Source organism: Kriegella aquimaris (assembly GCF_900103215.1).
Classification (GTDB): Bacteria; Bacteroidota; Bacteroidia; order Flavobacteriales; family Flavobacteriaceae; genus Kriegella; species Kriegella aquimaris.
On sequence record NZ_FNGV01000008.1, the window covers coordinates 195,933 to 210,323 of the forward strand.

The window sequence follows — 14,391 nt, forward strand, 5'->3', positions numbered from 1 at the left end:
ATATTCTTTTCGAAGCGGTTACGGGTTACATCAGAAACTTCGAAGCGATCGAAGTATTGTGGTGTACCCTGTGCATTACATCGGCAAAGAGCTCGGCACAACTTAGTACCTTCACTTTACCACTTTCTTTTTTTATAGGAATTGAATCTGTTATGATCAACTCCAACAATTGTGATTTTTCTATTTTTTCATAAGCATCTCCTGAAAGTAGCCCATGTGTTGTAATAGCGCGAACACTTTTGGCCCCTCGCTCCATCATTAAATCAGCTGCCCTGGTCAAAGTACCTGCCGTATCGACCATATCGTCTACCAATACTACGTTTTTACCTTGAACATCGCCTATGAGCTCCATGTGAGAGATTATATTGGCCTTAGCCCTTTGTTTGTAGCAAATGACCACATCGCACTGTAATGCTCTTGAATAGGCGTAGGCTCTTTTAGATCCTCCCATATCAGGTGATGCAATGGTAAGGTTATCAAGATTCAATTTCTTCAAATAGGGTAAGAACAAGGTAGAGGCAAATAGATGGTCAACAGGTTTTTCAAAAAAACCTTGTATCTGATCGGCATGCAGGTCCATGGTAATAATACGGGTCGCACCGGCAGCCTCTAACATTTTGGCTACGAGCTTAGCGGCGATCGGAACCCTAGGTTTATCTTTTCTGTCTTGTCGAGCCCAACCAAAATAGGGCATGACCGCTGTTATGTGTCGTGCTGAAGCCCTTTTAGCAGCGTCGAGCATGAGTAACATTTCCATTAAGTTTTCTGAACTTGGGTGTGTAGACCCTATAATGAAAACACGGGTACCGCGAACAGATTCTTCAAAAGAAGGTTGAAATTCGCCATCGCTATACCGCGAAAAGAGTACGTTGCCCAAATCGGTGCCATACGATTTCGATATTTTTTTTGCCAATTCAGAACTTTGGGTACAGGCAAAAATTTTGGGTTCAGGTACTTGGTATGGCATGGGTAACGTATTGTTTTACACTTATTTGGCAAACCTTTTTCTAAGGGAGGTGCAAATTTAAAAATTTATTTGTGTTGCTAAAGGATAAATGTTTTTATTTTTTGTGTTTATCCCAACATTTTTTTTAATTTTGCAGTCCTAATTTAATGCTGCTCGAGTGGCGGAACTGGTAGACGCGCTGGATTCAAAATCCAGTTCTTCGGAGTGCGGGTTCGATTCCCGCCTCGAGTACAGATAGAAACCCTGGTAATCATTTGATTATCAGGGTTTTATTTTTTAGATGGATATGTTTGAAATCTTCAAATACAAATAAGATAAAGTCTTTGCCTCTTTTCAACGATTTTTCTAAAGTGATCGTGTTGCTTCTTTCAGATTATGTATTGTATTCTGTATTTTGCCTTCGAAAACATTGCCTTGGACATCTTTGATTTTATAGGCAATCGTCATTACATCGACAGGTTCAATTTCCGGTAGCACAAGCTTGATGGTACGGCCATCCTCAAACATCATTATTTCACTGATTTTAAGGGCCTTGGTGTTGTAGCGTTTAGATCCATATTTACTGCTTCTCACAAGGTTCCAAGTTTGTACTTCAAAATTTGTTAGGTCTTCTAGGCTATCTATATCTAATGTTGCGCTAAAAGTCAGTATAACGCCATCCTTTTCGGCGGATAGGCTTAGCGGTGTAGATAACGGCTGGCCCGTATAACGAAGTCTATAAAATTCCCCTCCCTTTATCATTTGAGACGTTCCCCAGGCCGACATGCCACAGGCATACAAGTTTCCATCTGCTTGATTAAAACGACCCCGCATTACACCAGAAAGAAATTTAATACCTGGTAAATCGATTACCCCAGCCTGTCTTTGCCCGTTGACTTTTTCGTGCAACACTAACTGCACTTTGCCGAAACCGTATGAAAAACTCAATAAACTACCGTTCAAGGGCCCCCACTTTTTGCTGTTGACCCATAAAAGCTCTGAGGGTGACCGGTCAAACTCCATATCGATCCAGACCATGGGTGGTTGCATTGTGGTGCGTGTAGTGTCTTTTGGTGGGTTGTATCCCCACATATTGCCGTAAAATTTGTTTTGGCCCTCAATCCAGTTCACCCGGTTCATGGGGTTCCAGAATCCTTGTTGGTCCGTTACGATAAAGCTGCCATCAGGATTAATGCAGACGCCGTTGGCTGCCCTGAAGCCAGTGGCTATAATATCGGTACGTGAGCCGTCTTTGCTGACCTTGAGCAAGGTGCCATGCTGGGGTACCAACGCCTCACGCGCATGCCGCCCACTTTTAGCATAATAGAAATTGCCCTGCCGATCGGTCTGCAGACCCATGGCAAATTCATGAAAGTGGTCCGTTACTTGGTGGTCATTATTGAAATTTTCATAGAAGTCGGTTTCACCATCTTCGTTCAGATCTTGAAGACGTACGATTTGATCTCGGCAAATAACGTAGATTTTTTCCTTGACCACTTTAATGCCCAATGGTTGAAACAAACCCGACCCGATTCTTTTCCATTTTAAGGTTTCTGAATCATCGGTTAGTCCGGTAATTGTCCAAACATCGCCATCAGTCGTACAGGCAACTGCGGTATTGGCGTCGTTCATAAAATCGATTCCGCTGAGTTTCATCCTGCTTTTCCAAGGGTTGTCAAAAGGAGGGGTAAGTTGATCAACGGCAAACGGACCTTCATCTTTTCCTTTAACAATGGTCGTAATAAGTTCTTGAGGATAATGCGGATCGCCGCCCTTGGTATATTTTGTCAAAGATTGCGGAGCTACGGCTTTTGCAACAAATTGATCTAGTCCATCAGCACCCGCCTCGGTAATGAACAGTTTAATATTGGCCGATTTTTCTTTCTGAACTTCTAGAACGACAAATCCCTGGGAGTTCTTTAATGAGGCACCTTTCCCTTTTATGGCGACTTTGGTTCCCTCGGGAGCAATTCTCATTTTTAAGGCCGTTGCAGACGGACTTATATTCAAGGTTCTGGTAAATATGGTTTGTGATTCCATTTTTTCCATACCCAGTTGCTCTAAAACATGGGCATTGCCTACGGTATAGGAAATAATAGTACTGTTTTCATGATGGTAAATACCTTCGTAATGAGCCCATTTTTTTGGCAACGGACCGAATCTGCGGCCATCGCGTGCTTTGAACCGAGGGTCTGCGAATGATCCATTTGCGGGATTTGCCCAAGCTGGTGAAACAGGTGTTTCAAAATGTAGCTTACCAATGGTTCTAGGGTATGTCTCGTGCTGATCATTCAACAGAATACCTTTCCAATCGATAAATCCTTCCCCGGTCCATCCGCCCGCCACACGCATTAAATCATGGTCGAAAATCATCCAAGCCTTGCCGTTCGAAATCCCTCCCGAACCTTCATCTAGGCGTACCGCAATACCTTTGTAGGCAAAGTTATTTTTTAGATAGTTTTCGTCCGGGTAAGGAGGAGGCCCCGCTGAATGAAATCGTTCGGGTCCGGTTTCGGCATCTGCCAGTTCATAGGTGTTCATAAAAAAATTCCCATAGTCCATATCGGACCAAGGATGGTACGGTTTTACTGCAGGACCTCGTGAAGCGCCTTCTGGTAATTGCGCCAAATAACCCGAACTCACTTTAAAATATTGTTCACTATTTGTTGGTCGTACAAATTTTTCCCTGATGTAAAGTATAACATCATATTTTTCTTGAGGCGTCAGCGTTATTTGTGGCGGCATAGACCCCGAACCCTTAGTGATTGTTTTATACATGGCATAGGGGTCGTTTCCGAATTTGAAGGATTGCTCCCAAAATTTTGTAGATAGCGGAATTGAGCCTTCCATCTCTGGAGTACCATGGCAATTGATGCAATTGGAATTAAAAACACGGGCACCGCGCTTCAAACTAGATTTATCAATGTCTTTAATGAAACCTTGGTGGTCTATATCTTTTTCATAATCGGCCAAATCGGAATCTGATAATATGTAATTGACTTCGGGTTTGTTTAATGGGCTGTATTCTTCAGATGCCCTAGTGGCGGTGAATTGAACTTTTGTGTCCTTAACAAGAATATGACCTGTCAACTTTTCTCCTTTAAAGTCCCTATTCAAAAGAAGTACATTTCCAGAAGGGGCTATAGCGGCAGAAAGCGTATTGTTTTCACTTTTTAAATTTTCAAGAGTTTTTGTTCCTTTTTGAAATGAAATCATTTGTCCTGTGTAGGAATTACCATTTCTCATGAGCTCAATAATACCATGGTCGTCATTGGTCTCATAATCCCATGTTCCTTCGAACCCTTTATCGTGCGAGCAATTATATAAAAAGCCTACAGTGCTAAGTAGCATTATAATTCTCAGTAGATAATTCTTCATTCGCTGTTGTTTGTAGAAGTCAAATGTATTCGGCACAATCGAGATTGTTAAGGCAGATTTACCTTAAAAAAATATGATGTTAGTTAATTCAACTTGCTTTGCCACTTTAATGACAGTTGGTGTTTTAATAGTTCAGAGATGGTAGTTTTTAGAAAGGTACCTAAAGAAAATAACTTCAATAGTTTTGCCCTCGGATTAAAAGACCTCAAAACTTTTAATATATAATTGGCTCGATTCACCGTGTATCTTAAGCCTGATTTTATTAGTCTTAATAGGGTCGAAATTTTGAATTCTCTTTCTTCCTATGCTTTGACCTTCAGCTATTGGAACCCACTTATTTTTAATCAAGGCTTCTACTGTATAATTCGTAATGTGCTGACCATATTTGATAGCTTCTTCGATGACTAAAAGGCTGATCTTTTGCTTCTTGGATAGAGTTATTGATACTTCCTTCATCGGTTTTCCCGTTGTGGGTGTTACACTACCTAAGGGAGTGTCAAAAGTATTTTTTAAAATTTTACCGAAGTCCGATAGCCTTTCTACCTCCACTTTTGGTATTAGGCCACTGGTGTCGGGGGTCATGTTTATGAGAAGGTTTGCGCCCCTGCCAACCGATTCAGTATAGGCGGTCTTGAGATAATCAAGGTCTCGAAGGGTATTGTCTGAATTTGGCGCCCAAAACCAAGTGCTTCGTGTGTGCAAGTTGGCCTCGGCAGGAACCCAGCCAGCATTTTGCGGCCCAATCCAATGTTTGAGTCCTTCGCCGGGTTTTACAATGTTCCATAAAGGGTAGGCGGCCCAGCCTTGCTCACTGCCCGACCATCGAATGTCGGGTTTGGTGCCTCCCATCACTACTGCGTTCGGTTGTAAATTTCGCACCATGGATCGAATGGCATCTCCATAAGCTGTTCCCAATGGTTTAAGAGTTTCGGCCACCATTACGTCCCAACCGAAAGGGTCATATGCTCCATCGAACCAAACGTATGAAACCTGGCCGTAGTTGGTCAAAAGTTCTCTTAGTTGTTCTAGAAATATGGGGAAATAACCATTGATATCACCTACCAATTTTCGCTCTCCTTGTGGATCGGGGGTACTCGTACAGCCAAAATTTTTATCGCCACCGGAAATGTATAACCCAATTTTCATGTCATATTTTCGACAGGCTTTGACAAATTCGGCCACCACATCGCCATTACCATCTTTCCAAGGGGAGTTTTTAACCGAATAATCGGTTGTTTCTGTGGGCCATAAGCAATATCCATTGTGGTGCTTGGCAGTTAAGACAATGTGTTCGGCGCCAAACGACTTGGCAGTTTTGACCCATTGTTCGGCATCAAGTTGTGTGGGGTTGAAAATGTCCACAGGAGGCACGGTCATAAAATCCGAAGCGGTATAGGTTGCCGGACCGAAGTGAATAAAGGCTCCCAATTGACGTTCTTGATACGCTAGTTGTTGAGCCGAAGGTTTGTCACTAATATTTTTTGTAGTAACTGATTGGGGCCGGATAGCATCATCTTGGTTATCTGCCGCGATAAGTACTGGTGCCCAATCGCCCTCATGCTCTGGAGTGACTTCTGTAGATGCTTTCGTATCCTTGAAAAAATGTTGGAACAATTGCGATGGTGTTCCATCAAAAGTTGCCCATTGTAGATCGCCACCAATTTTTTGGTCACTTCCCGTAAAATATAGAATGGTCTGCCCATTAAAATAACAGAGCTCTACATCGGAAGCGTTACTTTCCGAAACTTCGGAGGGTCTTAAGGGAATGTTCTTATGGCTTGGGTCAAAGGTGACAAAAGGTCTATCTGCCGGAGCATCTTGCCAATGAACAAGGTCTTTAGATCTGGTGATACGGGTTTCATACCCATTTTCAAGGTCCTCTAGATAAAGTGTATAATACCAATTATCTTCATAATATAATGCTGGCCCCCCTACATATTTATCACGACCGTAGATGGCGTCGGGTATGGCCTCCCAGTTTATCAAATCATCTGACTTCTCATACCGCAATGTAAAAGGTTTCCAACTTTTGTCATTGGTTTCATAAAGTAAGATAAAGCTATCTTTTCCCCTGCAAACGGCTGTGTTGAAGAAGAATTCGTCTTTTGATGCCTTTAGTACGGTTTGCGGTTCGGTCCATGTTTTTAAATCGGCAGAACTGGTCATACTGATTTCCGTCATCTTGCGCCATGGCTTGTTTTCTCCATAGCTGCCTGCAAAAACATAAACGCGGTCATTATAGGTCAGTACAGTACCGAAGCCGTGGTTCTTTAAAGGAACCGACGCTATTTTATCGGAAGCAACATCACGAATGCGAATCTCATCTTCATGAAAATAATCTCCCGGCTTGGTATTAGGTAAATCCCAAAAACGCTGATGGTTTTCCAGCAGGTACAACTTGTCTTTAAAAACAAATGGGGAGGTTTCTACTAGCGGGGAACCTAGCCTGCCTTGTTTGACTATCGGATTCTCAAAGGCTTCTTGGGCATGTAAAACGGAACCTAGGGAGAATAAGAATATACAGCAGGATAATAAAAATTTTGTCTTCATAGTACAACATTGTTTCAGGCAACATTGTAAATCTAAAGCTAAAATCTAAATCGGACTACGCGACTTTTGGCTAATAATGATGGAATTTTTGCTCCATTGAGGGCCCTAACGCCTCAAACATTTAAGAATTTTCCAATGAAGCTGGCCAAAGCGTATTTCTAAACTTTTATATAGATTCTCTTTTTATCCAACCAAAGGCCGATAGCCCAGCAAAGTAGCATGAAAACTAGGGCAAAAGCGAATGCCCCATAGTACGGGCCAATCCAACTAAAACCTTTTTCATAGATGTAGCTATACAAGCTTTGATTTCCGTCTACACGAATAAAAAGCATAGTAATGGCAAGGTATTCAGATAAGAGATAGATGAACAGGGAGTTCTTTCCGAAAACCTCGAAAAAATAATAGTTCACTGGTTTTTTGACGAATTCTATGGAGTAGATAAGTATCGATAATACGATGATATCAAGTCCTGTGGTAAGAATTACGAAAGAGCTTGTCCATAACTTTTTGTTTACCGGGAAACTCATATTCCATAGATAGGCAAGTACGAGCAAACCAGCACCCACCATGAGCATTTTGGATAATTTTTCGTAATTGATTCCGCCTTGAATAACAAATTTACCAACCAGATAACCGCCGATCACATTGCAGATCGCGGGTAGGGTACTCAAAAGGCCTTCGGGGTCAAATGGAATTCCATCTCCTCCATAAAGATGACTGTCTCCCAAAAGAAATCTGTCAACCGTTCGTACCAAGTTTCCTTCTAAAGTGTAGTCGCCGAAGGCGCTGAGCAATCCCCAGTAGCCGAGTAAAATAACACCCGAGGCAATAATAAGCTGACGGTTCGTTAGAAAATAGATCATAACGGCCCCGATAAAATAGCAAATCGCTATTCGCTGCAATACCCCTAAAATTCTTGTTTCACTAAATGGAACCATCGTCAGGTCTCCCGAATCCGTCCATGATACAAAGGGAAACCAATACATGAGGTAACCTAGAAAGAAGATAATCAGGGTTCGCTTTATGATTTTTTGAAAAACTTCGGACAGCGGTTTATCTGCCCATCGGGTTTTTACAAAAGCAAAGGCGTTTCCGACCGCAAAAAGAAAAGAAGGAAAAACCAAATCAGTTGGGGTGAACCCATGCCAGTTCGCATGTAGCAATGGTGCAAAGGTAAAGTCCCAGTCTCCGGTTGTATTAACAATGATCATGAGGCAAATGGTCAATCCCCGGAAAACATCGAGAGCTTTGAATCTTTTCATAGTGCGTTGGTCTTTATTTGGCATCTAAGTTAAGCGCTCCTGTTATTTTTACAAACAAATTGAAGGTATTATGCCCACTTTGTAAATCATCGGCTTCATATATGAGGGTATGTTGACCTTAATCGTGGTGTAATCGTAAGTTTATCCTGAAATAGTAATAGGTTTTAGAGAAGCCATGTTGGCCAACTCTTTCTTTTATGGATGTATTTGGAAGTTGATCAGTATTACTCGACGGAAAGCGGAATCCCTTTTTCGTTGGATTCATAAATTTTTTCAAGAACTTTTAAATTTTGAAGATAGCTTGAGACTTCGGTTTCAAATGGATTTCCCGAAATAAGGTTCTTAATAAAATGGGATTGGGTATTAAAAACACAGTCCCCGGAGAAGTTTTGGTTCTGAAAAGTGTATTTATGCAGTCTCTCCGGTTCTCCCAAGGGATGAACTGTAATTTTTCCATCATCATAGAGGCGCAAACTTCCTTCATTACCTTCAATTAATACTGCTCCGAAAGTTAGCCTGGGGTCTTCGGTTGTATTTTCGTTGTATCGATTGGCATCTAAAAATCCTAAAGCTTGACTGGCGAAGTCAAAATGCACCCAAGCAAAATCTTCACCTTTTATGTTGGCGTTCAAGGTTCTTAGTTTGGCGTAAACTGTAATAATGTCGCCCATTAAATATTGAAATACATCTATGAAATGAACGCCGGTCTCATAGATGAGCAATCGTTCCATTTCTCTGAAATACGGTTGCCGGTTCATGTAAGCATCGGTCTGCCAACCATCGCCCATGCGCATTCGTAAGTTGATCGTATGTAATTTTTGCCCTATCGTATTTCTATCTAAGAGTTTTTTTAATTCGCGATGCCACGGCTGGAATCTAAAATTTTCGTGTACCATCATTCTCACTGCAGATGTCTCGACAAGTTTTGCAATTTCCGTTGACTCGGCCAGTGTGGGAGCCAGTGGTTTTTGACAGATGATATGGATGTTATGCTTTATGGCAAGCTGGCAAAGTTCTAAATGTGTCTCGGGCGGTGTAATGATATCAACGAAATCGGGTCGTTCGTTCAGAAACATTTTTTCTACGTCGCTATAGGCATTTTTGAATCCGTATTTCTCTATAACCGTTTGAGTGTGTTCTGTGGTCGAGTCGCAAACACCTACAATGTCAACATTTTCTAAGCGTTGCCATGCCTCAAAATGAAATTGGCTAAAATAACCTGCTCCAATGCAAACTCCTTTTAGTTTCACCATGCGGTTGATTTTAATAGGTCGAAAAATGTTGTTGTGGTTTCATATGGTACCATAATGCAATTGCAATAATATTCAATATCGCGCCAACTACGAAGAATGGGGTTGTAGATTCCGTCCAGGCCTGTAGGTAAGGAAAAGCCAATGCGGTCAAAAACGCTCCGATGTTTCCTGCCATATTCATGGTGCCTGATACGGCTCCCGAATGTTCTTTGCCGATATCGACACAGAAGGCCCATGATGGGGGCAATGTCATGTCGGCTCCGAAAATGGCAATGCTTAAAAATGCAATAGCTCCCACGGCACTGTCCATATAAATGCTTCCGATTAACCCTAAAGCTGCTAGAAAGAATCCGATAGACGCTGGAAGAATTCGAGATTTGTCCCAATTCCCTTTTTTGTAGATGCGATCACTGAGTGCCCCAGATGTCCAATTTCCGAAAGCTCCAAAAACTAAAGGTATTGCGGTGTAAAAACCAGCTTCTAATGTGTTTAGGCCATACTCACTTTTCACGTGCGGAAAGAGCCAGGTAAGTGCAAAGAAAAAGGTAAAGTTGCTACAAAAATATTGCCCCATGGCCAGCCATATATTCTTTGATTTTAATAAATGTCCCAAGCTTATTTTTTTGATTTCCGCTTGGGTGTTTTGTTGCTGTCTTGTCGAGAGAATAAATTCTTTTTCTTGTTTTGAAATGCCTGGATGGTCTTCCGGTTTGTCCCTAAAAAGCAGAAACCAAACAACTGCCCAAAGTACACCGATACCACCGAGAATTACAAATGAAATACGCCATCCGAAATCATCAATCATCCAGGCGACCACGGGAAGGGCGAATGCAGCACCTAGGCGGGATCCGGAAAAATTGATACCGGTAACGATGCCTCTCTCCTGTAAAGGAATCCAACTGTAAATGGCACGTGACATGCCCGGAAATGCACCTGCTTCTCCTGCGCCGAAAAGAAATCGAACGACTAGAAGTGAACTGAAATTCCATGCCGCTCCCGTTAAAGCGGTAAATCCTGACCAAATGGCCACTATCGCCGAGAGTACCTTGCGAGGGCCTAAGGAATCCGACAACATGCCGGCAGGGGTTTGAAAAAGTGCGTAACCCAATGAAAAGGCGGCCAAAACCCATCCCATTTGTTTATCGCTGAGGTCTAAAGCACCTGAAATAGGTTCTTTGGCGACCGAAATACAAACACGATCTACATAGAGTAACAAAGCCAAAAGAAAGGTGCCCATTACCATAAAATAGCGCTTGGGAAAGTGTTTTTGTGTTTTCATGTTGGTTTCATTTCAAAAGTGTGATCAATTCTAGGAGTGCGTTATTATCACCAACATTTCCTGGAAAGACGATATAGGGCAACCCCGGAAATTTTGCTTCTTTACCTAATTTCCAAACGGGTACGCCTTTGAGTACTTGGCCAAGAATGGTTGCACGCCGAACCCCTAGTCCTTTGGTAGCTACATCGCTAGAAGTGATGCCTCCTTTCGCTACAAGGTATTTGGGTCTGTTCTCAATTTGTTTTATGATAGCAATAAGTGCGTCGGAAACGCGATTGACAATTTCAAGACTTTCGTTTTTGGTGCTACCTTTAACTACGGTTCTGCTGGTAAATAGCACTACATCTTCTCCCGTGGCTATATGTCGGTCTATTTGGCTTACCAACGATGCCAGTTCTTTGCTAAAAAGAATAGGATTTAGAACATTGGACACTTCCAATTCTAGGAAAACAGCATTACAATTTTTTTTAACATGTTCCAACTGGGCAGTCGTTTTTGGAACGTAGGAGCCGACTATGACAAGCGCTCCGTTTTGAGTAGGCTTTCCTAAGATTTGATTTTTGCTCAAACAAGAGCGTAAGGCGATTCCCGATATCGCATTTATGAAAGACGCAGCAGTTCTAAAAATGAACGAACCCGTATTTTGGAGAATGACCAGCGCTATGACCTGTAAATCATTATAAGATGTGGCATTGACCACAATATGGGTAGTATTAGGTTGTTCTAGTATGGTCTTTATTGCTTCTGGTGCTTGCTGTCTCAGCATTTGAACCGAGACACTGGCGATGTGATCAGGCGTTACCTTCCCTTCCGATTTTTCAATAATCCATTCCCTTAAATTGGAAGACTCGTATCCGAAGGTGTTGTCTTTGGCAAAAGGTGTTTCCGCAGCGGGTATAAATTTATCACCCTCTTTTACATAATGTATATCATTGTGGGTGTAGCGACCGCCTTCAAAAAAAGCGGGAATCAGTAGGTGTTTCGCATTTCGTAAATGTAATCCTGTTGCAAGGGCATTGACCTCGTTGGGGTAATGACCCCTTAAAGTAGAGTCACTTCGGCTAATTACAATAAGCTTTTTTTGATGTTTGGCCGCTAGTTTATGCAGCCGTGTGCCTATTAGTTGGCCTAATGTATCAGCAGCCTCAGCGTGAAGACTTCTGGAATTTGTCAAGATAAAAAATACAGGACTTGAAAGGAGTTCTTTTTCTAATATTTCTTCCGTCCATTCTGTAATTACCGGAACATCGTAAACCGTTTGTGTGCCGGTAGGGTCATCATCTAAAATGACTATCGATTTTTGATTTTTTGCTAGTTCTGCACGTATTTCGGCTTCACGGCCAAGTAGTCGATTCCCTTCTTCAATTGATTGTAAAAGAGTTGTGCGCAGCATAAATTTTATTGTTTTTCCAATGCGATGACCCGTGCCGGTGCGCCATCGCCATTTTCCACCTTTAAAGGCATTGCTATAAGGGTGATTTTACTTTTTGAAAGCGCATCGAGATTGGTAAGGCCTTCCACGATTATAACATCATTTTTCATTAAAATGGTGTGGATTTGAGTAACCTCTTCCAAATTATTGACATCGGCAACAGAAGGCGGTTCAACTCCTAGAATGTTTACACCTTTTAGTCCTAGCCAATGGGCCAATTCGGGACTTATTCTCGGGAGGGCATTTCGATATTCATCGGTACCCAATTTTTTGCTCCACCCGGTATGGAGTATAATGCTTTGTCCTTTTTCAATCGATGCTGCTATGCTGTGTAAATGGCCAACTGTGATAGACTCTTTGGGGCTAATATCGGTCAAATCGACCACCCACGCCTCTGATATGAACCGATGTACAGGAGTTTGGTCAATGGTCTTGTCGTTTACCTCAAAATGAAGTGGTGCATCCATATGAGTACCGCTATGTGAATATAGATGCAAGGTAGTAGCGTTCCAACCATCTTTGGCCAAAGTTTTGGCTGGTTCAATAAATACGCCGCTGCTATTCCCATTAATGGGCAAGGTAAGATCAATGACTTTTTGGTCTATCATCGCAATTAGACGGTTGATAGTTTTGTTGTCTTAATAAATTCTACCACGCTTTGGGCGACTTCTGATGTAGAAGCGGTACCACGAAGATCTTTCGTCAAGTTGCCTTTTGCCGTTGTCGCTTCGATACCGTCCATAATGTTTTTAGCTGCTTCCGTTTCGCCCAAATGTTCTAACATAATGGCTGCAGACCAAATTTGTCCAATAGGATTTGCTATATTTTGTCCAGCAATATCAGGAGCCGATCCGTGAATGGGCTCGAACATTGATGGGAAATCTTTTTCAGGGTTGATGTTTCCACTGCCGCCCAAACCTAAACTGCCCATGATGGCTCCACCAAGATCCGACAAAATATCGCCAAAAAGATTTGTTGTTAAGATCACATCAAAAATTTCCGGACGCAATACAAAACTTGCCGAGGCATTATCGATATACATTTTAGTATATTCCACATCTGGGTACTCTTTTGCCACCTCTGCAATCACTCTGTCCCAGTAGGCCAAGCTATTAATAAGTGTATTGGATTTAGTTACATTGGTAACTTTATTATTTCGTTTACGGGCCAGTTTAAAAGAATAATGTGCGATGCGCTCAATACCAAACCTGGTAAAGATACTGGTATCCATGGCCATACCTCCCGGCTTGTCTCCATGCATTATTTTTCCGCTCTGTACGAACTCCCCTTCATTGTTTTCACGAACAACCACAAAGTCTATGTCTTTTTCAGTTTTATAGCGAAGCGGACTCTCTACACCTGGAAATAATTTTACAGGTCTGTAATTAACATATTGCTCAAAAGAGGTCCTTACCCGAAAGGTATAATCTTTTGCGGGTAAAGTATCGTCTACCTCTGGCAAACCTACTGCTCCAAAAAAAATGGCATCAAATTTTTTTAGAATGTCCAAGGCATCGTCAGACATGAACTTCCCATGTTTCCTAAAATACCCAGCTCCAAAAGGGAATTCTTCTTTATCAAGGTTAAATCCATATTTTTCCGCCACTGCATCTAGCACGGAAACTCCTGCAGGAACAATTTCGGTTCCTATTCCATCACCATTGACTACAGCGATTTTGTACGTTTTTCCCATTTTAACTTCCTGTAAATTATATTGATCTTTTTATTTGCGCATTTTTGCACAAGTCTATTTTTTCGTTGATGATAAGCTTGGTTATGGAGCAAATATATATAAATAATCGGACTGAAGTATAATTTTACTGCTTATTTCGGAAGTGCCTATTGACAAAAAATTGCGCAAAATTTTGTTTGTTGGCTTTTTGAGGCTGTAGGTTGTAATCTTTTTTTTAGCGTAGGTTTATGGTGTTTGTAATGAAGTTGAGTTGATTGCCTCTTGCTATAAGATTTTACATAGAGGGGCTCAGATATTCTCAATTATTTTTCTAATCCTTTGAACGGGCATTTTGGTTTGTGCACAGTGATTGTTTCAGTAAATGGCGCTGTAGTTGCGCAAATAGTTGCTCTTTATTATTAAGATATTGATTGCTTTATTAATTTTTATTTAATAGTATTGCTTTAAATATGGCATCACAATGATAATTAAATATAAAAAGACATATTGTGCAATTAATTGCATTATTGTAATTCTGTGTATTGATGTGCCGTTTCGGTAGTTTATCTGAAACAGGTACTTTGTTAAGATAAAGAGGCAATAACTCCAACTTAAAAAC

General features: G+C 41.5%; 9 protein-coding genes and 1 tRNA gene. 1 reads left to right on the plus strand and 9 read right to left on the minus strand.

What is annotated here, in order from left to right; translation table 11 throughout:
- Positions 1–25: 25 nt before the first annotated feature.
- Positions 26–967, minus strand: a complete 942-nt coding sequence (locus BLS33_RS16100) for a ribose-phosphate pyrophosphokinase (RefSeq protein ID WP_089891702.1) — start codon at positions 965–967, stop codon at positions 26–28.
- A gap of 151 nt (positions 968–1,118) precedes the next feature.
- Between BLS33_RS16100 and BLS33_RS16105 the strand changes: the two genes are divergently transcribed.
- Positions 1,119–1,198, plus strand: a tRNA-Leu gene (locus tag BLS33_RS16105).
- Between the two features lie 114 nt (positions 1,199–1,312).
- Here BLS33_RS16105 and BLS33_RS16110 read toward each other — a convergent pair.
- From BLS33_RS16110 to BLS33_RS16145, 8 genes are all read right to left on the minus strand, one after another.
- Positions 1,313–4,324: a DUF6797 domain-containing protein gene (locus BLS33_RS16110; protein ID WP_089891705.1), complete on the minus strand. Its 3,012-nt coding sequence runs from the start codon at positions 4,322–4,324 to the stop codon at positions 1,313–1,315.
- Positions 4,325–4,519: 195 nt separating this feature from the next.
- Positions 4,520–6,874: an alpha-L-fucosidase gene (locus BLS33_RS16115; RefSeq protein ID WP_089891709.1), complete on the minus strand. Its 2,355-nt coding sequence runs from the start codon at positions 6,872–6,874 to the stop codon at positions 4,520–4,522.
- Between the two features lie 158 nt (positions 6,875–7,032).
- Complete coding sequence (locus BLS33_RS16120; RefSeq protein ID WP_245731497.1) at positions 7,033–8,136, minus strand: acyltransferase family protein; 1,104 nt, start codon at positions 8,134–8,136, stop codon at positions 7,033–7,035.
- Between the two features lie 224 nt (positions 8,137–8,360).
- Positions 8,361–9,389 carry a Gfo/Idh/MocA family protein gene (locus BLS33_RS16125; RefSeq protein ID WP_143017630.1) on the minus strand — a complete coding sequence of 343 codons (1,029 nt, stop codon included), beginning with the start codon at positions 9,387–9,389 and terminating at the stop codon, positions 8,361–8,363.
- 10 nt (positions 9,390–9,399) lie between these two features.
- Positions 9,400–10,668 (minus strand): MFS transporter, encoded by a 1,269-nt coding sequence (locus BLS33_RS16130; protein ID WP_089891714.1) that lies wholly within the window; start codon positions 10,666–10,668, stop codon positions 9,400–9,402.
- Between the two features lie 7 nt (positions 10,669–10,675).
- Positions 10,676–12,061 (minus strand): four-carbon acid sugar kinase family protein, encoded by a 1,386-nt coding sequence (locus tag BLS33_RS16135; RefSeq protein WP_089891717.1) that lies wholly within the window; start codon positions 12,059–12,061, stop codon positions 10,676–10,678.
- 5 nt (positions 12,062–12,066) lie between these two features.
- Complete coding sequence (locus BLS33_RS16140) at positions 12,067–12,708, minus strand: cyclase family protein (protein ID WP_089891720.1); 642 nt, start codon at positions 12,706–12,708, stop codon at positions 12,067–12,069.
- 5 nt (positions 12,709–12,713) lie between these two features.
- A complete protein-coding gene (locus BLS33_RS16145; RefSeq protein ID WP_089891723.1) occupies positions 12,714–13,793 on the minus strand; it encodes an isocitrate/isopropylmalate dehydrogenase family protein in 1,080 nt (359 codons plus the stop codon).
- Positions 13,794–14,391 lie beyond the last annotated feature (598 nt).